This is a genomic window from Taklimakanibacter albus (assembly GCF_016595235.1).
In the GTDB taxonomy this organism is placed as follows: Bacteria; Pseudomonadota; Alphaproteobacteria; order Rhizobiales; family Aestuariivirgaceae; genus Taklimakanibacter; species Taklimakanibacter albus.
On record NZ_JAENHL010000003.1, the window covers coordinates 149,799 to 172,227 of the forward strand.

A 22,429-nucleotide genomic window follows, 5' to 3' on the forward strand; every position below is an offset into this window, starting at 1 on the left:
GACTTGCTGTTGTCACAAGGAGTTCCTACCTAATTGGGCATGCGATTCGGCTTCCTCGCCTTCTGCCTCGGCCTGCTCCTCGCCTTCTCGCCTCTCCAGGCGCAAAGCCTCCGTATCCTGGCTTTGGGCGACAGCCTCACCGCCGGGCTTGGCGTCGACCCGGCCGATGCCTTTCCAGCCAAGCTCGAAGCCGCCCTCAAAGCCCGTGGTCACGATATTGTGATCACCAATGCCGGGGTGTCCGGCGACACCAGCACGGCCGGCGCCGAACGTCTCGACTGGGCATTGGGTGATCCCGTCGATGCCGTCATCCTCGAGCTCGGCGCCAATGACGCGCTCCGCGGGATCGATCCGGACCAGACCGAAAAGGCGCTCGACCGCATCCTCACCGAGATCAAAAAGAGGAACCTGCCGGTGCTCTTCGCCGGCATGCTCGCGCCGCGCAATCTCGGTCCCGACTATGGGAAGAAATTCGACGCGCTGTTCCCGCGCCTCGCCCAGAAACACGGCGTGCTGTTCTACCCCTTCTTCCTCGACGGCGTCGCCGCCGACCCGGCGCTCAATCAGCCGGACGGGCTCCATCCCAACAGCAAAGGAGTGGATATGATCGTCTCGCGAATCCTTCCGATCACGGAAGACCTGCTCAAGCAGGCCTCCTCCAAATAGCCCCTTTTTTTCTCCACGAATCGCGTTAGCGTAGGACTGCTCACGCGACTAAACGAGCTCCGCTTGAAAGGAGGCCCGCCATGCCGCGACTGTTTACCGGTGTCGAAATCCCGACCGACGTTGCCTTTGAGCTTGAACTCATGAAAGGCGGCATCTGGGGCGCTCGCTGGATTGACCGGGACTCCTACCACATCACCCTCAGGTTTATCGGCGATATAGACGACGGATTAGCCCGAGAAATCGCGGCTGAACTCGATGCCGTGTCGGCCAAGCCGTTCACGCTGAGGCTCAAGGGCATCGATGCTTTCGGTGGCAACAAACCACATTCGCTTTATGCGGGCGTGGCGGAGTCACCGGAGCTCAGACGACTGCAGAGCACGCATGAGCGCATCTGCCAGATGCTCGGCATGCCGCCCGAGCAGCGTAAGTTCACGCCGCATGTGACGCTGGCGCGTTTACGCGACACGACGCTCGACCATGTGCATCGCTTCATCGCGGCGCACAGCCTGTTCGCGAGCCGCTTCTTCGAGGTCGATCGCTTCGTGCTGTTCTCATCCAGGCCGTCGCGCGGCGGCGGACCTTACGCAGTCGAGGAAGCCTACGCGCTGGGCGCGGCTTTCTAGCCATGCGCGACAGACTCTCACCCGAGGCGCGCGCGGCGGCGCTCGAGAACCTTCCCGGCTGGAGCCTGGTCGAGGGCCGCGAGGCCATCACCAAAAGCTACAAGTTCAAGAGCTTCAGCGAGGCCTTCGGTTTCATGGCGCGGGTGGCGCTGGAGGCGGAGAAGCTCGACCACCACCCCGAGTGGTTTAACGTCTACAACAGGGTGGAGGTCGTGCTCGCCACCCACAGCGCCCAAGGGTTAACGGAACTCGACGTCAAGCTCGCCGGAAAGATGGACCTGATCGCGAAGTTGTGAGAGAGTTCAATGTCTTGACGGTGGGGTGGGGAGACCCCATATGCGATCGGTGTTTCGAATTCCTGGAGGGAGCAACCTAAATGGCTGATGTGAGATATCAAAACCAGGCGCCGACCCGCGCCGGTACGCAGGCCGAGATCGACCAGGGCCTCAGGTCCTACATGCTCGGCGTCTACAATTACATGGCATCCGGCCTCGCGGTTACGGGCGCGGTGGCGGCCGGCACTTATATGCTGGCGGTACAGAATGGCCAGCTGACCCCCTTCGGGCAGACGCTCTTCGCCTCGCCCCTGATGTGGGTGTTCGTGCTGGCGCCGGTCGCGCTGGTGTTTTTCCTGTCCTTCCGCATCCATGCGATGAAGGCGGCCACGGCTCAGATCACTTTCTGGATCTACGCGGCGCTCAACGGCGTGGCCTTCTCGACGCTCGGCCTCGTCTATTCGGGCAGCAGCATCACCCGGGTGTTCTTCATCTCGGCGGCGACCTTCGGCGCCTTGAGCCTGTGGGGCTATACGACCAAGCGCGACCTCACCGGCTGGGGTTCGTTCCTGTTCATGGGCCTTATCGGCATCATCATCGCCAGCATCGTCAACCTGTTCTGGCCGAACGGGGCTCTGCAATATGCGATCTCGGTGATCGGCGTTCTGGTCTTCGCGGGCCTCACCGCCTACGACACCCAGAAAATCAAGGAGATGTATCTCGAGGCCGATGACGGCGAGACCATGAGCAAGAAGATCCTCATGGGCGCGCTCAATCTCTATCTCGACTTCATCAACCTGTTCCTCATGCTGCTCCGGCTGTTCGGCAACCGCGAATAGACCTCGGCGCAAAGAACGACTGAAACCCCGGATGGCGACATCCGGGGTTTTTTTGTTGAGGGATCAGACCGTGACCAGCCTTGGCTTGCCGAGGAGGACGCGCAGCACCTGGGCCAGGTCGTGGCCGCGCCTAAGGATCATGCCGCTCTGGGCGACGACCGCATAGGCGCCCTGGCGGCGCGCCAAAGTTATGTCCTTGACGATACGGTAAAGCGGCATCTCGCTGGCGCGGCGGTAGATCGAGAAGGTGGCGGTATGGATATCGAAATCGAGCGCGTAATCGCGCCATTCGCCTTCGGCGACCTTCGAGCCGTACAGATTGAGAATAATATTGAGTTCTTTCCGGTCGAAGGCGGTCTTCTTCACCGGCGGGCTGGTATCCCGATTTTCCGAACGAGGACCAGCCGCCCGCGCCCGGAAGGAAACTATAGGCTCGAAATCGCTCACCTTGGTCCGCGACTCCATTCTTCTTGAGCCAAAGAATGGACCCTCCTCGCCGCCTTGGCAAGCAGGCCGTGCGGCAGGCCCATCAACTTATTGGAATCGAAGCGATTCAAGCAATTTGACGCTCCAGGTGACCTTACTGGCATGCAATGAAAGTTTCACATTGCCGCCGCATTCCGGCCCTTTGACAGCCAAACTGGATGGGCACACTCCAATCGTTGCCTCAATGGCCCGGCTGGCACGAAGCATCGGAAATCTCAGCCCCCCAGCCCCCCGTAGCCAAGTGCCGCCGGGCCGATACCATCTCCCCTTCTGTGAGTAGAGGCGTATTGAGTTCGCGGCCGGTGGAAACACTGGCCGCTTTTCTTTTGTAGCCTCCCCATCGTTCCTCGATCGAACACGCTTGACGGATCGCCGGCTCTTCCCCAAATGCCAGCCGGAATTCGGCAGAAGGGTTGGATATGGCTGAGAAGAAGAAGGCGAAGACCGGCGAGACGTATTCGCACAATTTCCAGGCGGAGGTCGCGAAGCTCCTGCATCTGATGGTGCATTCGGTCTATTCCGACCGCGACGTCTTCCTGCGCGAGCTCATCTCCAATGCCGCCGACGCCCTCGACAAATTGCGCTACGAGGCGATCGCCAAGCCCGAGCTGCTCGCCGGCGCCCCCGATCTCGCCATCACCATCACGCCCGACAAGGCCGCCAAGACCCTCACCGTCGCCGATAACGGCATCGGCATGAGCGAGCAGGAGCTCATCGACAATCTCGGCACCATCGCGAAATCCGGTACCCAGGCCTTCATGGAGCAGGCCAAGGACGACAAGGACAAGGGCGGCATCCATCTCATCGGCCAGTTCGGCGTCGGCTTCTATTCGTCCTTCATGGTCGCGCATAAGGTCGAGGTGACCTCACGCAAGGCCGGAACCGATGAGGCCTTCGCCTGGTCGTCGGACGGCACCGGCACCTTCACGGTCGCGTCAGTCAAGCCGGAAGCGGCGCCCCTGCGCGGCACCAGCATCGTCCTTCACCTCAAGGAAGACGCGCTCGAATTCCTCGAGGACTGGAAGATCGAGGAGGTGGTGCGCGCCTATTCAGATCATATCGCGCATCCGATCAGGCTCGCGGCAGGAACCGAAACGACGCGCCAGATCAATGCGGCCTCCGCTATCTGGACGCGCGCCAAGACCGACATCACGCCCGACCAGTACAAGGAATTCTTCGGTCATATCACCGGCGCCTATTCCGATCCGGCGCTGACGCTTCACTACAAGGCGGAGGGCCGCAACGAATATACGGTGCTGCTCTTCGTGCCGGGTGAAAAGCCCTTCGATCTCTATGATCCGGAACGGCGCGGCCGCCAGAAGCTTTATGTCCGCCGCGTCTTCATCACCAGCGATGCCGAGTTGCTGCCGCCTTATCTGCGTTTCGTGCGCGGCGTCATCGACAGCGAGGACATGCCGCTCAACATCTCGCGCGAGATGCTGCAGCACAATCCGCAAGTGGCGGCAATCCGCAAGGCGGTCACCAACAAGGTGCTGGCTGAGCTCAAGAAGTGCTTCGAGACCGAGCCCGAAAAAGCGGCCAAGATCTGGGACGCTTTCGGTCCCGTCATCAAGGAAGGCCTCTATGAGGATATGGAGCGGCGCGACCAGCTGTTCGAGATCGCGCGTTTCAACACCACCAAACGTGAGGGCGTGACGCTCAAGGACTATATCGCCGATCTGAAGGCCAATCAGACGGCGATCTATTATCTGACGGCCGAAGACGCGGCGAAGGCCAAGGCCAGCCCGCAGCTCGAAGGTTTCCGCGCCCGCGGCATCGAGGTTCTTCTCCTCACCGACGCGGTCGACAGCTTCTGGGTGCGCATGGCGCTGGGCTTCGACGGCAAGCCGTTCAAGTCGGTGACGCAAGGCGCCGCCGATCTCGATCTCATTCCGCTCGTTGAGGAGGCGCCGAAATCCGACGCCGATGAAGGCGCCACCGCGACACTCATCGCGCTCATCAAGCAGACGCTCGGCGATCAGGTCGGCGACGTGCGCAAATCGGCGCGCCTCACCGACAGCCCGGTCTGCCTCGTCGCCAGCGACCAGGGCCTCGACCGCACGCTGGAGAAGCTGCTGGCGCGCCAGGGCACGACCGATGTGAAGGTGACGGCGCCCATTCTCGAGATCAATGCCGGGCATGCGCTCATCAAGGCTCTGGCCGAGACCGCCAAGAAGTCAGGCGCCTCGGCGGAACTCGGCGATGCCTCGGGCCTGCTGCTCGATCTCGCCCGCGTGATGGATGGTGAGCGCGTCGCCGATCCGGCGAAATTCGCCGGCTCGGTCAGTGCGCTGATGCAGAAAGCCTACAGCTAGCTGATCTATAATTTGAACCGGTAATGGCCGGTGACCGGGTAGGTGAAGAGGATATCCTCGAGCCTGGCGCCGGCGCCGATATTGTGGATGCAGAGCGGCCGCTTGCCATCGGCGGAGGCGAAGTGGCTGACCAGCGCGATATGCGCAAGATTGCCGGGCAGCATCTGCGAGACGACGTCGCCGGGGCGATAGTCGCGCGCCGTTTCGGTGACCGGCAGTTCAGCACCCTGTCGGGCGAAGAAGGTCCGCAGATTGGGGACACGCCGGTGATCGATATTGCGGTCCGGCAGCTTGAGGCCCCAGATGCGCGGATAAGCGGTGAAGTTGTTGCGCATGTCCTCGTGGACGAGTTTCTGGAGATCGACGCTGAAGGCTGAGCGATAGGCTCTCACGATCACGTCAGTGCATACGCCGCGCTCCGGCGCGACATCGCCGCCTGGATATTTCAAGGTCACATAGGCCGGATCATAGATCGTGGTGACGCCGATCTGATGCAGTCCGGCACTGACAAGACGTTCGGCATCGCCTTGGACCTGAGCGAAGACCGGCATATCGCGCGGCGGCTGGCTCGCGGGACCCATGACGGATTGCGCCACGACAGTCAGATGGCGGGCGGGGACGAAGCCGGCAATCGCGGCCGTGGCGGCGAGGCCGGCGAGCGGCAGGATGAGCAGTCGACGGGAAACCATGGCCTGCAATCAGGCCATGGCATTGTGGCAGACTTGCGTCACGATTACCGACCGGCACTTCGTGCCGGACGGAGGATCAGCTCGCGGCCGGCGCCGGAGCGGCTTTGGCGCGTGCCGAACCGCGATACCAGAGGATGCCGGCAATGAGGACGCCGACGGCCAGGATCGCGATGCCCCAGAGCGGGCGGTAATAGAACCAGCCCAGCGCAATGGCGAGCGAACCCATCAGCGCCGTCAGCAGGAACGCGACGAGGCCGGTGCCGAAGCGCACCACATCACCGAAGAACGGCACCACGTCGCCCAGGACACCGAAGATGCGCAGGATCAAGGTGAAGCCGATCAGCAGCAGCACAAGGCCCACGGCGCGCAGCACCCAGGTCACGATGGTGTTACCGGTCTGCGCGTCGGCGAACATCTGCGCGGCGCTGACGATGCCGGTTTGCGTCAGAAAGATCGTCTGGCCGTTCGACGTCACATAGTCGGCAAGGCCGTTGCCTTTCTGGGCGCCGGCGGCGCTGACCTCAGCAAGGCTCGCCGCCTCATAGGAGATGCGCAGGTCGCCGATCCAGGGCTGCTCGAGATTGTAGCCGATGAAAACACGGCCCTGGTCGATGCGGGCCGAACGGGTCGGCGCCACGCGGTCCTTGATGCGCACCGCATCGGAGTCGGCCAAGGCAATCGATTTGCGCTCACCGAGGCCGCCGATCTGTTCGCCGGTCAGGCTGAAGGCGCCGAGATCGCCGGACGCGACGGCGAAGTCACTCGACTTGATCGGCATCGCTGGATTGCCATGGCCGTCCGGCACTTTGAACTTCGCCGACTCGATCGGCTCGCTCGACCACTCCTTGGCGTATTCATAGGTGGTGACGGTCTCCTCACCACCGCCGAGCTTGGTTTTGGTCTCCGAGCGCGACGTCTCTTTCCACTGATACATCTCGACCGTGCGGATGAGGCGCACCGCGCCTTCGGCCGCAACACCGAGATCCGCGTCAGCGGGCGTGCCCTTGGGCGCGAAGGCGCCGGCAATATGGACGAGCTTGCCTTCATTGGCAGGGTCGACCTTGGCCGCATCGACCGAGACGATCGAACCGGCGCCTTCGGTGAGCGCCCGGTAGGTCTTGATCGCCCGGCCTTCGTTCCAGAACAGCAGGACGAGAGAGGCGGCGACGAGGATGAGTCCGATCACTATGCCGGTCAAAGCCTGCTTCAGCCGGCTGAACCAGGAGGTCGTGGTGGTCTCGCGATAGGTATTATTGGCTTGCGCCATGATTTCTCCCTGGGAATCACTGCCGCCCCAGCGGGCGGGGCGCTGTCTTTGCCCCAGAATCTGGCGTAAGGGAAGCGGGAGGAAGGCCATGCGGCGGCGGCAGGCTTGCCTCCAGGCTTTGGGGGTTTGACTCCCTGAGTCCAGGCGCTAAATAGCCGAAACACCTAACCTCCGGACAGGCAAGGCCAATGGCACCGCGTACGCTCTATGATAAGATTTGGGACGATCATCTGGTGGATGAGCAGCCGGACGGCACCTGCCTGCTCTATATCGATCGCCATCTCATCCATGAGGTGACGAGTCCGCAGGCCTTCGAGGGCCTGCGCATGACCGGCCGCAAGGTCCGCCATCCCGAGAAGACGCTGGCCGTGGTCGACCACAATGTGCCGACCACCGACCGCAGCCACGGCATCGCCGAGCCGGAAAGCCGCATCCAGGTCGAGACGCTGGCGCAGAATGCCAAGGATTTCGGCATCGAATATTACAATGAGCGCGACAGCCGCCAGGGCATCGTCCATGTGGTCGGCCCCGAGCAGGGCTTCACGCTGCCCGGCACGACCATCGTGTGCGGCGACAGCCATACCTCGACCCACGGCGCTTTCGGCGCGCTCGCCCATGGCATCGGCACGTCGGAGGTCGAGCATGTGCTCGCCACCCAGACGCTGATCCAGAAGAAGGCCAAGAACATGCTGGTCCAGGTGGACGGGAAGCTCGCTTCCGGCGCCACCGCCAAAGACATCATCCTCGCCATCATCGGCGAGATCGGCACCGCCGGCGGCACCGGCTCGGTCATCGAATATGCCGGCGAAGCTTTGCGCGACCTGTCGATGGAAGGCCGCATGACGGTCTGCAACATGTCGATCGAGGGCGGCGCGCGCGCCGGCATGATCGCGCCGGACGAGAAGGCCTATGCCTATCTGAAAGACCGCCCGAAATCGCCCAAAGGGGCCAACTGGGATGCGGCGCGCCGCTACTGGGACACGCTCCATACCGATGACGGCGCTCATTTCGACCGGGTGGTGAAGCTCGATGCGGCATCGCTGCCGCCGATCGTCTCCTGGGGCACGAGCCCCGAGGATGTCGTTTCGATCGCCGGCAGCGTGCCCAATCCGGACGACATCCAGGACGAAGGCAAGCGCCAGTCGAAGTGGCGGGCGCTCGATTATATGGGCCTGAAACCCGGCACCAAAATCACCGACATCCCGCTCGACATGATCTGGATCGGCTCCTGCACCAATGGCCGTATCGAGGATCTGCGCGCCGTCGCCAAGATCGTCGAAGGCCGCAAGATCCATGAGCGGCTCAAGGGCATGATCGTTCCGGGCTCCGGTCTGGTCAAGGTCCAGGCCGAGCAGGAAGGCCTCGACAAGATCTTCCGTGCCGCCGGCTTCGAATGGCGTGAGCCCGGCTGCTCGATGTGCCTCGGCATGAATCCCGACCAGCTCAAGCCCGAGGAGCGCTGCGCCTCGACGTCAAACCGCAACTTCGAGGGCCGCCAAGGCTATAAGGGCCGCACCCATCTGGTGTCGCCGCAAATGGCGGCGGCGGCGGCCATTGCCGGTCATTTCGTCGACATACGGAACTGGAACTAAGTTCCCGTACAAGTGGAATAATCGCCGGCGTAGCAGGTTGGTAACTGTCCCGGCGATTAACGGTTGATGAACGTCCCATTAAGGGTTATGTCATCAGCGAGGCGCTAAGGTTGATTCCAAGTTCAACCTTTTTACTTCTGGGTGGCGGGGAGTTTCTCAGGTGATTACTACAGAGTCGGCGGACGCGCGGTTCCTGCGCAAGGTCCTGATTGGTCTTGTCATGCTTACGCTGGCGACCGGTCTCGTGGCGGCCTATACAACCGTTAACGCCATGACCGCCGAAGGACTGGACCTCTGCGAAGCCACCGGCTTTCTCTGCATGATCTGACGGGTCTCGAAGCCCCGTCGCTCGAGGATTTTGATGCGCTGGCCCAAGAGGCCTATGCGCGTCTGCCGCGGACCTTCCATGAACTGACCGGCAATATCATCATCCGGATCGAGGATTTTCCGGAAGACGATGTGCTGCGCGAAATGAAGGCCAACGAGTTCGACCTGCTTGGCCTCTTCCAAGGCACCGGCCTCGCCCATGGCGAAGAGCTGGCGCATACTGGCATGCTGCCCAATATGGTCTTCCTCTATCGCCGCCCCATTCTCGATTATTGGGCCGAGCACAAGGAAACGCTGGGTGCCGTCATCAGCCATGTCCTGATCCACGAGATCGGCCATCATTTCGGCCTGTCGGATGACGACATGGAGCGTCTCGAGCGCCAGGTGCCGTGATGAGCAAGAACGATCGCGAAGCGGAAGCCAAGGCGGCGCTGGAGCGCCTCCATCAGCAGTCGGAGAGACTCCTCGGCGCCGAGCCGCCGCCGCGCGATGAGCCCGACGACAAGATCGAGATTCTCGGCAAACGCATCGCGCGCGTCCTGTCGATGATCATCATGGCCGGACTCATTTTCTATCTCTGGCGGACTTATTTCAGCGGGTGACTTTCTCACTGTCGAGATGCGCCAGTTGCGCCTCGGCATAACGGCCACCGGCTGCTGCGCCCTTCGGCACCGCCTTCTCGATCGCCGTCAGATCGGCATCGGACAGCTTCACGTCGAGGGCGCCGAGAGATTCAGTGAGCTGATCGCGCTTGCGGGCGCCGATCAAAGGGAAGATGTCCGCCCCGCGTGACGCCACCCAGGCGATGGCGACCTGCGCCACGCTCACGCCCAGCCGGTCCGCCACCTGGCGCAGCGCCTCGACGAGCGCCAGATTGCGGTCGATATTGCCGGCCTGGAAGCGTGGGCTCATGCCCCGAAAGTCGCCTTTGCCGGTACGCGTCTCTTTCGTCCAATGGCCGCTGATCAGGCCGCGCGACAGCACGCCATAGGCGGTGACGGCGATGCCGAGTTCGCGGCAGGTCGAGAGGATGTCGTCCTCGATGCCGCGCGAGATCAGCGAATATTCGATCTGCAGATCGCAAATGGGATGGACTTTCGCCGCCCGGCGGATCGTCTCGCTGCCGACCTCGGAGAGGCCGATATGGCGGACATAACCCGCCTTCACCAGCTCGGCGATGGCGCCGACCGTTTCCTCGATCGGCACATTTGGATCGAGGCGTGCCGGCCGGTAGATGTCGATGTGATCGGTGTTGAGCCGCACCAGCGAGTAAGCGAGCGTCGTCTTGACCGCGGCGGGCCGCCCGTCGAAGCCGATCCAGCCCCCGGCCGGATCGCGCTGGGCGCCGAATTTTACGCTTAAAGTGACGTCCGCGCGGCGACGCTCCTTCAATGCCTCGGCGATGAGCAGCTCATTGTGGCCCATGCCGTAGAAATCGCCGGTGTCGAGAAGTGTGATTCCGGCGTCGAGTGCCTGATGGAGGGTGGCAATGCTCTCAGCGCGGTCGGTGGGGCCATAAAAGGCGGACATGCCCATCGTGCCGAGCCCGAAGGCCGAAATTTTGGGGCCGGTGGATCCTAAGGAACGCTGCTCGATCATGGGAAACCTCCTGGGCAGGAAAAGTGGTCGGGAGGGGTGATGCCACATTCCCGTTCGTGCGATAATTCGTTCAATCTTAAATGGGCTGTACGGGAAATCGAACAATGAGACGCCCTGAATTCTCCGATCTCGACGCTTTTGTCGCCATCGTGCGGCATCGCAATTTCCGGCGCGCCGCCCGCGAGCGTGGTGTCTCGGCCTCGACCTTGAGCCAGTCGGTGCGTGATCTCGAGGAGCGGCTGGGGGTGAGGCTGCTCAACCGGACCACGCGCTCGGTCACGCCGACCGAGGCGGGTGAGCGGCTGGCGGCCCGGCTGCAGCCGATCTTCTCTGAAATGAACGAGGCGCTCGACGAGGTGAATGGCTTCCGCGATACGCCGACCGGGACCTTGCGCCTCAATGTGCCGGGCGCCGCCCAGCCGATCCTCGCCCCGCTGGCCGCGCGCTTCCTCGAACACCATCCCGGCATCCGCCTCGAAATCACCGTCGACAATAATTTCGTCGATGTCTTCGCCGAAGGCTTCGATGCCGGCATCCGGTATGACGAAAGCCTGGCGCTCGACATGATCGCGCTGCCGATCGGACCGGCGCAGCGTTATGCAATTGTCGCCTCACCCGACCATGTCCGCCGCCATGGGGCGCCCGAACGGCCGGAAGATCTGCTGACCAGGCCCTGCATCCGCCACCGGTTCCTGAGCGGCGCGATGCTGCCTTGGGAATTCGAGAAGGAAGGCCAAATGGTGAAGATCGATGCGGAGGCGGTGCTCGTCACGAACAGTCCCGACATCGCCATCCGTGCCGCCGAGGATGGGCTCGGCTGGTATGCCACATTCGAGACCTTCGTCAGCCCTTCCATCGCGGCGGGCCGCCTGGTCGAGACGCTGCAATCCTGGTGTCCGTATTTTCCCGGCCCGTCGCTCTATTATCCGAGCCGCCGGCACATGCCGGCACCCTTGCGCGCCTTCATCGACTTCATCCGCGCTGGGAGCGGCGCGGATTGACACCGGCCATATGACTCGAAAAACTCCGGACGGGGTACAAGTTAAGTCACAATGAGGCGGCGGCAACCATGAGCAGCTTGAACATCTCCGATACAGAACTGTCACGCCTTTCAGAAAAGGCGGTGGCCCTGGTCTTGGAATATTGGGCTTCGCTCGAAAAACGTCCTGCTTATCCGGCGACGAGCGGCATGCAAACACTCGAGCAGTTCTCGCAGCCCTGGGCGGAAGACGGCATGGGTGGCGCCGTGCTCGACGGCTTCCCGGCCATTGCCGCGCATGCGCGGCCGTCGACAGGCAGGTTCTTTGGTTACGTCGTTGGTTCCGGCGAGCCGGTCGGTGCGCTCGGTGAATTCCTCGCCGCGGCTCTCAACCAGAATGTCGGTGCGTGGCGTTCGGCACCGTCGGCGGCGACGATCGAGCAGACCGTCGTCGGGTGGCTCGCCGAAGCGGTTGGCTGCGCGGGGTTCAGCGGCAGCCTGTGCGGCGGTGGTTCGACAGCCAATCTGATGGCGCTTGCCCAAGCGCGCGAAGCCAAGCGCCCGGCCAATGAAACGGGCGCGAGCCCGTGCATCGTCTACACATCAGAGCAGGCGCATATGTCGATCGCGAAGGCGGTGGCGCTGCTCGGAATCGGTCGCGCCAATCTACGCTTCATTCCCACCGATGATGGTCTCAGGATGCGAAGCGACGCGCTCGAAGCCACCATCGCCGCAGACCGAAAGGCAGGACGCTCGCCCATCGCGATCGTGGCGACCGCCGGCACGGTGAATAACGGCGCGATCGACCCGCTGCCGGACATTGCGGATATCGCCCGTGCGCATGATCTGTGGCTTCATGTGGACGGCGCCTATGGCGGACTTGCCGCCCTGGCGGCGCCGGAGCGGTTCCGCGGCCTCGATCGGGCCGACTCGCTCTCCCTCGATGCGCATAAATGGCTGTATCAGCCGATCGAATGCGGCTGCCTGCTCTACCGCGACCGCCAAGTCGCGCGCCGGACCTTCTCGCATGCCGGCGACTATGTGAAAGTGCTGGCGGAGGATCCCTCCGAGACATTCGCCTTCTTCGATGAGTCACTCGAACTCACGCGGCGCTTTCGGGCGCTGAAACTGTGGATGTCGCTCCAGTATCACGGGCGCCGCGCCTTCCGGGAAACCATCGCTCAGGATCTCCACCATGCCCGTCTGTTGGCGCAACTTATTGAAGCTGAGCCCGAGCTCGAGCTTCTGGCGCCGGTCTCTCTTAGCGCTGTCTGCTTCCGTCACCGTGGCAAGGACAACACCGCCGTTCTGAAACGGGTGAATGCGCGGGGCCGGGTCTATCTTTCGAATGCCACGATCGATGGCCAGTTCGCGTTGCGCGCATGCTTCGTCAATCATCGCACGACAGAGGACGATGTGCGGACGATCGTGTCCGAGGTGATCGCGGCGGCGGGAGAGGTGAACCGGTGATGGCTCGAATCAGGTCTTGAGCCTCGCGAAAACGGCAGCGGCTTCTTCCACGTAACACGCGACAAGCTCAGGAGCAGGCAGCTCGCGGTTGAAGCGGGCGGCTTGCCCGTAGAGCAGGAACGATGCCGCACGCGAATCCACCGCGCCGAGAAGCGGCTCGCTCAGATCATACATCGACGGGAAGTCGGGCAGGTCGAGCCCCGCGCGCTCCATCTCGCGCGCATAGTCGCTGCGCATCGCGCGGGCGGCGCGGCCGGAAAAGGCGTCGGTCATCATCGTGTCGGTCTCAGCCGCGTTGCGCAGCATCGCGCGGCGCGTCGCATCGGTGCCGGCTTCCGGACAGGAGAGAAAACCGGTGCCGATCTGGACGCCGCAGGCGCCCAGAGCGAATGCGGCGGCGATGCCTCTTCCGTTACCAATGCCGCCGGCCGCCACCACCGGCAGGCGCACCGCATCGGCGATCTGCGGCACAAGGGCGAACGTGCCGACGCCATCGGAGGGTACCCGTGGTTCATGCGAGCCGCGATGGCCGCCTGCCTCCCAGCCTTGTGCGATGATCACGTCGATCTCCGCCGCGGCCAGAGCTTTGGCCTCGGCGACGGTCGTCGCGGTGCTCATCAATGCGATGCCCGCCGTCTTCAGCGCCGCGAGCGATGCTCTGTCCGGAACACCGAAATGGAAGCTGACCACTTTAGGCTTGAGCTCGAGCAAAAGCTTCAGCCGTGTGGCGTCGAAACCGGGCCCGTGCGGTGAGGCGGCGCTCGCGGGCTCGGCAAGGCCGAAGCGGCGATACCAGGGCAGTACTGCCTCGCGTGTCCGCGCAAACCGCACCGGATCCGGACGCGGCGCCGGATGGGCGAAGAAGTTGAGATTGAAGGGACGGTTGGTCAGCGCACGCAGTTCTCCGACATGCGTGAGGAGCGCGTCCGCCGCCATCTCGGCGCAGCCCAGCGAGCCGAGCCCGCCGGCATTGCTCACCGCGGCGGCGAGCGTCGGTGTGGCCGATCCCGCCATCGGCGCCTGGATGATCGGATGCTCTATGCCGAGCACATCGCAGAGACGGCGATCGGGCCACATCATCGGTCAGTCCGGCAATTCGATCGGCTTCAATTCGTCATAGCGGTCGCCGGGACCGGGATTGTCCTTCGGCGTCTCGCCGCCCAGATGTTTGACGATACCCCAGACCGCATTGAGACCGGTCTGCACCGCGCCCTCGACCCAGCCGGGCGTCCAGGACACGCCGTCGCCCGCCATGAAGATGCCCTTCTCGTCGGGCGGCATGTCGTCCTGCATGAAATGGCAATACATGCGGTGATTGTAGCGATAATGGCCGGGCAGCGCGCCTTTGAAGGCGCCGAGAAAATTCGGATCCGATTCCCACGACACGGTGATCGGGTCGCCGATGATGTGCTTCTCGATATCGAGGGTGGGATAGACACGCTTCAACGCATCGAGCGCCAGCTTCACCCGCTTGTCGATGGGCAGCGGCAGCATCTTCATCGCGTCGCTCATCCATGAATAGGACAGGCAGATGACGCCGGGCTTGTCGTCGCCATTGTCGAAGAGATAAGTGCCGCGGGTGAGGCGGTCGGTGAGCGTCATGCTCATCAGATCGCGTCCGGTGCGCGGATCCTTGTCTTTCCAGAAGGGGCGGTCGACCATCACGAAAGTCTTGGCCGACTGCATGAAGCGGGTGCGGTCGAGCGCCATCCAGAGCTTTGGCGAGAAGATGCGCTCCTCGACCTGCATGTAGGTGGTGAGCAGCCAACTGTGGCAGGTGACGAGGCAGGCGTCGAAAAACTTCGTGGCGCCCCAGCGGTCGGTGATGGCGAGATGGCCGGACGGCGAGCGGGCGATCTTGACCACCGCCGGACGCGGTGCGCCGGCATGGAGCTTTTCCAGCGAGGTGCCTTTCGGCCAATGCACCATCTTGTCGGGCCGGCACTTCCAAAGCCCGCGCGGCACCTGCTCCACGCCGCCCTGGATCCAGCGCTGATTGTCGTCGCAATTGGTGACGACGACGCGCAGGATCTCGAGCATCGAATTGGGATAGTCCGAATCCCAGCCGCCGGTGCCGAAGCCCACCTGGCCGAAGATCTCGCGATGATGGAAGGAACGCTTGGCGAAAGCCGGCGAAGTGGCGACGAAATCATAGAAGCTGCGGTCGTCCCACAGCGGCACGAGCTTGTCCCAGACCGCCTTCAAGGCCTTGGTGTCGCGGGCGCGGATCGCCTTCTGCATGGTGCTGAAGCTCGAGCCCTCTTCGAGCGCCTCGTACCAGGCAGCCGCCACTTCCTGGAAGATCGGCGGCAGGTCGGCCTGCTTTTCGGCGTAATAGGTCTCGCCCTCGAGGTCGATCACGGTCGAGGGGGAGGCCTCGACGAGCGGGTTGGGGAAGGGCTTCGATTTGAGGCCGAGCATGTCGGCATAATGGTAGAAGCCGGTGCCGGAGACCGGGAACCGCATGCCGCCCAATTCGGCGATGATGCCTTCCGCTCCCTCGAAGCTCTGCGAGCGCAGGCGTCCACCGATGCGGCCCGCCTCGTAAATGACCGGCTTGAGGCCCATTTTCATGAGCTCATAGGCGGCCAGCATGCCCGACATGCCGGCGCCGATAATGGCCACTTCCTCGCCGTGACGGGCGGCCGGGATGCGGCCGAGGCCGGAAGGGTGCTTGATCCAGTCGTCGAAGGGGAAGGGAAAATCCGGGCCGAATACGGTGATCGGGCGCTTATCGGCCGTTTCGGCCATCTGGGGGGCGTGCGGAGCCGTCATGCATGTACCTCAATGGGCCCATGCTAGGGGGGCGTTTCTGGAAACACAAGGAACCGCAGGGGCTTGACGCGCCGGGGCTTCCCCCGCAGAAAGCCCCTTTCATCCGGCCCTTGGCAAGCGGAGCCACATTCGATGCAGAAATTTGACACGCTGACGGGCGTCGCCGCCCCGCTCAATATCGTCAATGTCGACACCGACATGATCATCCCCAAGCAGTTCCTGAAGACGATCAAGCGCACCGGGCTTGGCAAGTCGCTGTTTTTCGAGATGCGCTACACCCAGGAAGGCAAGGAGCTCCCGGATTTCGTGCTCAACAAGCCGGCCTACCGCAAGGCGCAGATTCTGGTCGCCGGCGACAATTTCGGCTGCGGCTCGTCGCGCGAGCATGCCCCCTGGGCGCTGCTCGATTTCGGCATCCGCTGCGTCATCTCCACGAGCTTCGCCGACATCTTCTACAATAACTGCTTCAAGAACGGCATCCTGCCGATCCAGGTGTCGCCCGAGGATCTGAAGAAGCTGATGGACGATGCCGAGCGCGGCGCCAACGCCACTCTGTCGATCGACCTTCCGTCCCAGGAGATCCGCGGTCCCGATGGCGGCTGCATCAAGTTCGAGATCGATCCCTTCCGCAAGCATTGCCTCCTGAACGGCCTCGACGATATCGGCCTCACAATGGAGAAGAAGACCTCGATCGATACTTTCGAAAGCAAGACCTCGGCCGCACGGCCCTGGCTCTGACCTCGTTCTGAAAACAAACGGAAAGTCCCGCATGTCCTCCTTCAATGTTCTGCTGCTGCCGGGCGACGGCATCGGCGCCGAAGTCGCCGGCGAAGTCGAGAAGATCATCACCTGGTTCTCGGCACAGGGCATCGCCAAATTCGAGCTCGACCGCGGCCTCGTCGGCGGTTCGGCCTATGATGCCCATGGCAAGGCGATCTCGGAAGGAGACATGGCCAAGGCGCAGGCCGCCGATGCCGTCATCTTTGGCGCGGTCGGCGGACCCAAATGGGACAAGGTGCCTTACGATGTGCGCCCCGAGGCCGGGCTCCTGCGCCTGCGCAAGGATCTGGGCCTGTTCGCCAATCTGCGCCCGGCGATCTGCTATCCGGCGCTCGCCGATGCGTCCTCGCTCAAGCGTGATGTCGTCGAAGGCCTCGATCTCCTGATCGTGCGCGAACTCACCGGCGGCGTCTATTTCGGCGAACCGAAGATGATCACCGATCTCGGCAACGGCCAGAAGCGCGGCGTCGACACGCAGGTCTATGACACGTTCGAGATCGACCGCATCGCGCGCGTCGCCTTCGAGCTCGCCCGCACGCGGCGCAACAAGGTCTCGTCGGCCGAGAAGCGCAATGTGATGAAGACCGGCGTGTTGTGGAACGAGGTCGTCACCCGCCTGCATCAGGAAAGCTACAAGGATGTCGAGCTCGAGCATGTGCTCGCCGACAATTGCGCCATGCAGCTGGTGCGCTGGCCCAAGCAATATGATGTGATCGTCACCGACAATCTGTTCGGCGATGTCCTGTCGGACGTGGCGGCGATGCTCACCGGCTCGCTCGGCATGCTGCCGTCGGCCTCGCTCGGCGCCACCGACGTCAAGACCAAGCGGCGCAAGGCACTCTATGAGCCGGTGCACGGCTCGGCGCCCGACATCGCCGGCAAGGGCCTCGCCAATCCGATCGCCATGATCGCGTCCTTCGGCATGGCGCTGCGTTATTCCTTCGGCCTCGGCGACTGGGCCGACAAGGTCGACCAGGCGATCGCCCGCGTGCTGGCCAAGGGCCTGCGCACCAAGGATATCGCGCAAGGCTCGGAGAAGACGATCGGCACCACCGAAATGGGCGCCGCGATCCTGGCCGAGCTCAAGGCGGCGGCGTAAAGCCGGCTCTTCTTACTTCCCTGAAAAAGAAACGAGCAGCGCGGTCCGCGCTGCTCGTTTTATTTTGCGTGTTGCAGCTTCTTACGGCTGCTCGACATCCGTCTTTTCGATCTTGCTCAAACGCTGGCGCTTCGACTTGACCAGGATGTTGAGCGTCTCGACGCTGAGCGAGAAGGCGATGGCGAAGTAGATGTATTCGCGCGGGATGTGCATGCCGAGGCCGTCGGCGACGAGCGCCACGCCGATCAGCAGGATGAAGGCGAGGGCCAGCATCTTGACGGTCGGGTGCTTGGCGATGAAGTCGCTGACGCCACGCGCCGACATGAGCATGACGACGATGGCGATGACATTCGCCGCGATCATCACGGGGAGGAAGGTGGTCATGCCGACCGCGGTGATGATGGAATCGAGCGCGAAGACGAAGTCGATCACCATGATGAGGGCGATCACGCCGAAGAAGCTCGACGCATAACCCTGCTTGGGACCTTCCTCGCCGCCTTCCATCTCCTCATGGATTTCGGCCGTGCCCTTATAGAGCAGGAACAGGCCGCCCAGGATCAGGATGATGTCGCGCCAGGAAAGTTCGAAACTGCCAATCGAGAAGACCGGATAAGTGAGCTTGGTGATCCAGACCAGCAGCGCCAGCATGGCGATGCGCAGACCGAGCGCGCCCAGGAGGCCGATCTTCTGGGCGATCGGGCGCTGATGCGGGGGCAGCCTCTGAGAGGCAATGGAGAGAAAGACCAGATTGTCGATGCCGAGCACGATCTCAAGGATGGTTAGCGTCAAAAGGCTCATCCAGCCTTCGACCGTGAACAGCCACTCAAACATTGGGTCCCCTTTGCCCGTTGATAGAACATAATTCGCGCGTGACTGAAGGTAAGGATTTTACCCAATCGTCCCGCGCGTGCAATGTGAAGGGACCGGATCAACCGCTTCCGGCCCCATAAGAGGCCACATAGGAAGCCCCCCGCCGGCCTTCAAGGCGGATTGACTTAAAGTCCCGATTTGTTAGAACCCGCTCCGAAACCTCGAACCACGGTCCCCGATGTCCTATATCGTTGACAGCATCGCTTGCCGCCCGCTTCCCGCGGGTGCGCTTTGCCGTGGCCTGGGTAAGCTCAAAACGACGAAAACGACGAAAACCGTTTGAGCCTTCTCCCCCGGTCTCGTCTCCCGCGGGGGAGATGGCCGGAAAGCAGCACGCCCAGGCAGAACCGCCGAGGTTCACGGGAGAGGGCGAGGGATAGAGGATAAAATTCAATGGGTTACAAGGTTGCAGTGGTCGGCGCGACAGGCAATGTCGGCCGCGAAATGCTCAACATACTGGAAGAGCGCCAGTTTCCGGTGGACGAGATCTTTGCCATCGCGTCCCGCCGCTCGCTCGGCACCGAGGTCTCCTATGGCGACCGGACGCTCAAATGCGTGGACCTCGAGACCTTCGATTTCCGCGGTATCGACTTCGTGCTGATGTCGGCGGGTTCGGCCGTCTCCAAGGAATGGTCGCCCAGGATCGGCGCTTTGGGGCCGATGGTGATCGATAATTCCTCCTGCTGGCGTTATGACGCGGAAGTCCCGCTCGTGGTGCCGGAGGTGAACGCCCATGTGCTCGAGGAATATATGCGTCGCAAGACGCGGCAGAACATCATCGCCAATCCGAACTGCTCGACCGCTCAGCTCGTCGTGGTGCTGAAGCCCTTGCACGACCTCGCCAAGATCAAGCGCGTGGTGGTCTCGACCTACCAATCCGTGTCGGGTGCCGGCAAGGAAGGGATGGACGAATTGTGGACCCAGACCAAGGGCATCTTCGTCACCGATGCGCCGGACGCCAAGAAGTTCACCAAGCAGATCGCCTTCAACGTCATCCCCCATATCGACGTCTTCATGGAAGACGGCTTCACCAAGGAAGAATGGAAGATGGTGGTCGAGACCAAGAAGATTCTCGACCCTAAGATCAAGCTCACCGCAACTTGCGTGCGTGTGCCGGTCTTTGTCGGCCATTCGGAAGCGGTCAATATCGAGTTCGAGCGCCCGATAACGGCGGAGGAAGCCCGCGAGACTTTGCGTGAGGCGCCGGGCGTGCTGGTCGTCGACAAGCGCGAGGACGGCGGCTACGTGACCCCGGTCGAATGCGTCGGCGATTTCGCCACCTTCGTGTCGCGCATCCGCGAGGATGGCACGATCGAAAACGGCCTCAGCCTGTGGGTGGTTTCCGACAATCTGCGCAAGGGTGCCGCGCTCAACACGGTGCAGATCGCCGAAGCGCTGATCAATCGCGGCCTTCTGCAAAGGGCCGCGTAACTTACGCATTATCCCCTCTCCCCTCAGGGGGAGAGGGTAAAGCCTGTGGCAGGATTGTCACATTCTGTCAGTATAAAGAGCGAATGCGCAAAAATCCCCCTGTCGGATGCGCTCGACTCATGCTATCTAGCCCGTCCCTGAACACAACACATGGAGACCGTCATGATGACAGCACGTAAGGAGCGTCGTTTACCGTGATCTCCGGGCCCCCGGGCTCGGTCCCGGTCTGGCCTTTCCGCTTGTGTTTGCGACATCCCAAAGCCTGAAGACCATTTGACCGGGACGTGACTCTCGTCTCATGCGCGTGACGCGCATGCGCGGGACGATCACGGATCACGCATTTTCTCATTTTTGTTCATTTTTCAAACGCGCACGCACTTCTGTGCTCCGCGAAAGGAAAATCATGTCTGCTTATCAGAAATCGCTGCCGTGGTTCAGACGCCCGGCACGCAGCCTCATCGCCGCTCCGGCGGCCCGGCTCCTCGCCGGCCATAAGAGGGAACGGCGCATCCCCCATGATCCGCGCGAGATCGAAAGATTCCGCGTCGAACTGGAGCTGAAACGCGCCAGCCTCGATCTGACCTACCGCTTCAAGGTCATGTAATCATGACCTTGGAGAAGGTCAGGGGATCGGTATTGGACCCGCACAGGACGACGCAGACGCGTTCATCCTTGTGCGGCCGGTATGCACCAGACAGAAGCGCAGCGAAGGCTGTGGCGCCGCCCGGTTCGGTTACGATCCGCGCATGGTCCCACAGCCAACGCTGCGCCATCCTGATTTCCTCGTCCATCACCAGCGCCACGCGCTCGATATATTTCTGCGCCAGCGGAAACATCAACTCGCCGGCAAAGGACGCGCCGAGCGAATCGGCCGCGATTCCCGACGGCGTCACCGTCACGCGCTCGCCCTTCGCCAGAGAGGCGTGAAGCGCGTTGCAGGTGTCGGGCTCGACACCGACGATCCGCACATCGCCCCGATACCAGCCGGCAATGCCGCCGATCAGGCCGCCGCCGCCCACCGCCACCAGAAGCGTATCGATGTCGGGCAACTGCTCCTGAATTTCCTTAGCCAAAGTGCCCTGGCCGAGAAGCGTCGGCTCGGCGTCATAAGCATGCACCGACAGGGCGCCGGTTTCGGCGATGAAGCGATTGCACTTTTCCAGCGCGTCATAATAAGTGGCGCCATCCTGAGCGATGACCGCGCCATAACTTTTGATCTTCGCCACCTTGGCGGGAGACGCGATGGCGGGAACGAAAATATGCGCCGGCACGCCGGCCATATAGGCGGCGTAGGCCGCTGCCGCGCCATGATTGCCGCCCGACGCCGCGGCGATGCCGGCATTCGGAATGTCGCGGCCAAGCACCGTCGAGAAAGCGCCGCGCGCCTTGAAGGAGCCGGTATGCTGGAAGAGCTCGAGCTTCAACGCCACCGGCCGCGCGATCTTGGACAGCGTCACCTCCATCACCGGCGTGCGCCGGATATAGGATGCAATCTTCGTGGCGGTCGCTTCGATGGCGGAACGGGTGATCGGGTCAGGCATTGATTTCCATCCTCAGGCCACGCGGGTTGCGGGGCGGATCTTGCGGGAAACGCATAGACCGGCCGTTCAGGATGCGCCATGCCACGAAAGCACAAGCGCAGGCATCGAGCAGATCATCGGCGCCGACATCGCGGCGGCGGTAATCCGATTTGAGATCATCGATCGGCAGGCCGGCACGGCGCAGCAGCGCGCGTCTGAGATCGAGGCCCGGCCCGTAGGGGGAGCTTTTCACCTTCTTCGGCAGAGGCAAAGGCGTCTCGCCATTCATCACCCAGAAAGCAAGCTCGGGATGCGATTCGAAGATGCGCGCCTGCAGCTCGGGTGTGACGAGCGCGTCGATCTCGCGCATCTTGGGGAAGAGGTGGAAACATTGCTTGGAGACTTTCCTGGGCGGATCGGAGTGCAGCAGATTGACCCGGCAGGCTTCGGCATAGTCGTCGCAATAGATGGCCGTCTGCGAAGGCACCGCGAAGACGCTCGACTGGCGCTCGCCGAGGCGCTGCCGCACCGCGCGTTCGGGCGGGCGGCCGGAGCTTTCCGGCAGACCGATCGGCATGTCGACCGCGATGATCGTGGCGGTGAGCGCCATGACCTCGGCGAAATTTCTGCATAAATGCGAGGCGAGGGCCGGGCCGCCATCCCAGGTCACCGCGATCCAGCCGGCCGGACAGCCATCGACGCCGGCGACTAGCGCGTGATCAGGAAAAGTGGACACCGGTTTTCCGTCCGATCACGCGCTAAATTTAAGATTTCGATCACGTTTATGAGTTTGGGTTGTTTCAACCCAAACTCATCGTGATCTGGCA

The 22,429-nt window shown here is 62.6% G+C and carries 24 protein-coding genes; 15 read left to right on the forward strand and 9 right to left on the reverse strand.

The features are described 5' to 3' along the window. Positions 1 to 39 precede the first annotated feature (39 nt). From JHL16_RS00755 to JHL16_RS00770, 4 genes are all read left to right on the forward strand, one after another. Entirely contained in the window at positions 40 to 666 is a 627-nt protein-coding gene (locus JHL16_RS00755; RefSeq protein WP_200183093.1) for an arylesterase, read from the forward strand. 80 nt (positions 667 to 746) lie between these two features. Beyond that, the gene (thpR, locus tag JHL16_RS00760) at positions 747 to 1,289 is read left to right on the forward strand and encodes an RNA 2',3'-cyclic phosphodiesterase (RefSeq protein WP_200182995.1); all 543 of its coding nucleotides are present in this window, start codon (positions 747 to 749) and stop codon (positions 1,287 to 1,289) included. A gap of 2 nt (positions 1,290 to 1,291) precedes the next feature. Next, the gene (locus JHL16_RS00765) at positions 1,292 to 1,585 is read left to right on the forward strand and encodes a 4a-hydroxytetrahydrobiopterin dehydratase (RefSeq protein WP_200182996.1); all 294 of its coding nucleotides are present in this window, start codon (positions 1,292 to 1,294) and stop codon (positions 1,583 to 1,585) included. An 80-nt stretch (positions 1,586 to 1,665) separates the two neighbouring features. Continuing rightward, on the forward strand, positions 1,666 to 2,403 hold the full coding sequence (locus JHL16_RS00770; protein WP_200182997.1) for a Bax inhibitor-1/YccA family protein: 738 nt from the start codon (positions 1,666 to 1,668) through the stop codon (positions 2,401 to 2,403). 63 nt (positions 2,404 to 2,466) lie between these two features. On the opposite strand, the gene JHL16_RS00775 is transcribed toward JHL16_RS00770, so the two are convergent. Continuing rightward, complete coding sequence (locus tag JHL16_RS00775) at positions 2,467 to 2,868, reverse strand: DUF2794 domain-containing protein (protein ID WP_200182998.1); 402 nt, start codon at positions 2,866 to 2,868, stop codon at positions 2,467 to 2,469. Positions 2,869 to 3,308: 440 nt separating this feature from the next. On the opposite strand from JHL16_RS00775, the gene htpG reads away from it, so the two are divergent. Next, on the forward strand, positions 3,309 to 5,204 hold the full coding sequence (gene htpG / locus JHL16_RS00780) for a molecular chaperone HtpG (RefSeq protein ID WP_200182999.1): 1,896 nt from the start codon (positions 3,309 to 3,311) through the stop codon (positions 5,202 to 5,204). 5 nt (positions 5,205 to 5,209) lie between these two features. Here htpG and JHL16_RS00785 read toward each other — a convergent pair whose 3' ends face one another. Together JHL16_RS00785 and JHL16_RS00790 are read right to left on the reverse strand one after the other, a co-directional pair. Next, positions 5,210 to 5,893 carry a DUF1287 domain-containing protein gene (locus JHL16_RS00785; protein ID WP_246770716.1) on the reverse strand — a complete coding sequence of 228 codons (684 nt, stop codon included), beginning with the start codon at positions 5,891 to 5,893 and terminating at the stop codon, positions 5,210 to 5,212. Positions 5,894 to 5,969: 76 nt separating this feature from the next. Next, positions 5,970 to 7,160: a TMEM43 family protein gene (locus JHL16_RS00790; RefSeq protein WP_200183000.1), complete on the reverse strand. Its 1,191-nt coding sequence runs from the start codon at positions 7,158 to 7,160 to the stop codon at positions 5,970 to 5,972. 188 nt (positions 7,161 to 7,348) lie between these two features. Here JHL16_RS00790 and leuC point away from each other — a divergent pair, with 188 nt between their 5' ends. From leuC to JHL16_RS00810, 4 genes are all read left to right on the forward strand, one after another. Continuing rightward, positions 7,349 to 8,752, forward strand: a complete 1,404-nt coding sequence (leuC, locus tag JHL16_RS00795) for a 3-isopropylmalate dehydratase large subunit (RefSeq protein WP_200183001.1) — start codon at positions 7,349 to 7,351, stop codon at positions 8,750 to 8,752. Between the two features lie 160 nt (positions 8,753 to 8,912). After that, positions 8,913 to 9,080, forward strand: coding sequence for a hypothetical protein (locus tag JHL16_RS00800; protein WP_171028373.1), 168 nt, complete (start codon positions 8,913 to 8,915; stop codon positions 9,078 to 9,080). Continuing rightward, complete coding sequence (locus tag JHL16_RS00805) at positions 9,068 to 9,472, forward strand: metallopeptidase family protein (RefSeq protein ID WP_200183095.1); 405 nt, start codon at positions 9,068 to 9,070, stop codon at positions 9,470 to 9,472. Before JHL16_RS00800 ends, JHL16_RS00805 begins: the two co-directional genes overlap by 13 nt. Next, positions 9,472 to 9,681, forward strand: coding sequence for a hypothetical protein (locus JHL16_RS00810; protein WP_200183002.1), 210 nt, complete (start codon positions 9,472 to 9,474; stop codon positions 9,679 to 9,681). The genes JHL16_RS00805 and JHL16_RS00810 overlap by 1 nt, the downstream gene beginning before the upstream one ends. On the opposite strand, the gene JHL16_RS00815 is transcribed toward JHL16_RS00810, so the two are convergent. Continuing rightward, positions 9,671 to 10,675 carry an aldo/keto reductase gene (locus tag JHL16_RS00815; protein ID WP_200183096.1) on the reverse strand — a complete coding sequence of 335 codons (1,005 nt, stop codon included), beginning with the start codon at positions 10,673 to 10,675 and terminating at the stop codon, positions 9,671 to 9,673. The two genes, JHL16_RS00810 and JHL16_RS00815, sit on opposite strands and share 11 nt — an antisense overlap. A 107-nt stretch (positions 10,676 to 10,782) precedes the next feature. Between JHL16_RS00815 and JHL16_RS00820 the strand changes: the two genes are divergently transcribed. Further along, complete coding sequence (locus JHL16_RS00820; RefSeq protein WP_200183003.1) at positions 10,783 to 11,679, forward strand: LysR family transcriptional regulator; 897 nt, start codon at positions 10,783 to 10,785, stop codon at positions 11,677 to 11,679. A 68-nt stretch (positions 11,680 to 11,747) separates the two neighbouring features. After that, positions 11,748 to 13,127 (forward strand): pyridoxal phosphate-dependent decarboxylase family protein, encoded by a 1,380-nt coding sequence (locus JHL16_RS00825; RefSeq protein WP_200183004.1) that lies wholly within the window; start codon positions 11,748 to 11,750, stop codon positions 13,125 to 13,127. Between the two features lie 9 nt (positions 13,128 to 13,136). On the opposite strand, the gene JHL16_RS00830 is transcribed toward JHL16_RS00825, so the two are convergent. Further along, positions 13,137 to 14,207 (reverse strand): NAD(P)H-dependent flavin oxidoreductase, encoded by a 1,071-nt coding sequence (locus JHL16_RS00830; protein ID WP_246770717.1) that lies wholly within the window; start codon positions 14,205 to 14,207, stop codon positions 13,137 to 13,139. A 3-nt stretch (positions 14,208 to 14,210) separates the two neighbouring features. Continuing rightward, entirely contained in the window at positions 14,211 to 15,902 is a 1,692-nt protein-coding gene (locus tag JHL16_RS00835; protein ID WP_210345926.1) for a flavin monoamine oxidase family protein, read from the reverse strand. Positions 15,903 to 16,034: 132 nt separating this feature from the next. Between JHL16_RS00835 and leuD the strand changes: the two genes are divergently transcribed. Further along, entirely contained in the window at positions 16,035 to 16,640 is a 606-nt protein-coding gene (leuD, locus tag JHL16_RS00840; RefSeq protein WP_200183005.1) for a 3-isopropylmalate dehydratase small subunit, read from the forward strand. A gap of 31 nt (positions 16,641 to 16,671) precedes the next feature. Continuing rightward, a complete protein-coding gene (gene leuB / locus JHL16_RS00845; protein ID WP_200183006.1) occupies positions 16,672 to 17,781 on the forward strand; it encodes a 3-isopropylmalate dehydrogenase in 1,110 nt (369 codons plus the stop codon). A gap of 81 nt (positions 17,782 to 17,862) precedes the next feature. Here leuB and JHL16_RS00850 read toward each other — a convergent pair whose 3' ends face one another. Continuing rightward, complete coding sequence (locus JHL16_RS00850) at positions 17,863 to 18,612, reverse strand: TerC family protein (RefSeq protein WP_200183007.1); 750 nt, start codon at positions 18,610 to 18,612, stop codon at positions 17,863 to 17,865. 432 nt (positions 18,613 to 19,044) lie between these two features. On the opposite strand from JHL16_RS00850, the gene JHL16_RS00855 reads away from it, so the two are divergent. Together JHL16_RS00855 and JHL16_RS00860 are read left to right on the forward strand one after the other, a co-directional pair. Next, positions 19,045 to 20,082, forward strand: a complete 1,038-nt coding sequence (locus tag JHL16_RS00855; RefSeq protein WP_200183008.1) for an aspartate-semialdehyde dehydrogenase — start codon at positions 19,045 to 19,047, stop codon at positions 20,080 to 20,082. A 403-nt stretch (positions 20,083 to 20,485) separates the two neighbouring features. Next, complete coding sequence (locus tag JHL16_RS00860) at positions 20,486 to 20,686, forward strand: hypothetical protein (RefSeq protein ID WP_200183009.1); 201 nt, start codon at positions 20,486 to 20,488, stop codon at positions 20,684 to 20,686. Here the strand turns inward: JHL16_RS00860 and JHL16_RS00865 are convergent. Beyond that, the gene (locus JHL16_RS00865) at positions 20,679 to 21,623 is read right to left on the reverse strand and encodes a threonine/serine dehydratase (RefSeq protein WP_200183010.1); all 945 of its coding nucleotides are present in this window, start codon (positions 21,621 to 21,623) and stop codon (positions 20,679 to 20,681) included. The genes JHL16_RS00860 and JHL16_RS00865 overlap by 8 nt on opposite strands. Next, entirely contained in the window at positions 21,616 to 22,338 is a 723-nt protein-coding gene (locus JHL16_RS00870; RefSeq protein WP_200183011.1) for a DUF429 domain-containing protein, read from the reverse strand. The genes JHL16_RS00865 and JHL16_RS00870 overlap by 8 nt, the downstream gene beginning before the upstream one ends. Between the last annotated feature and the right edge of the window lie 91 nt (positions 22,339 to 22,429).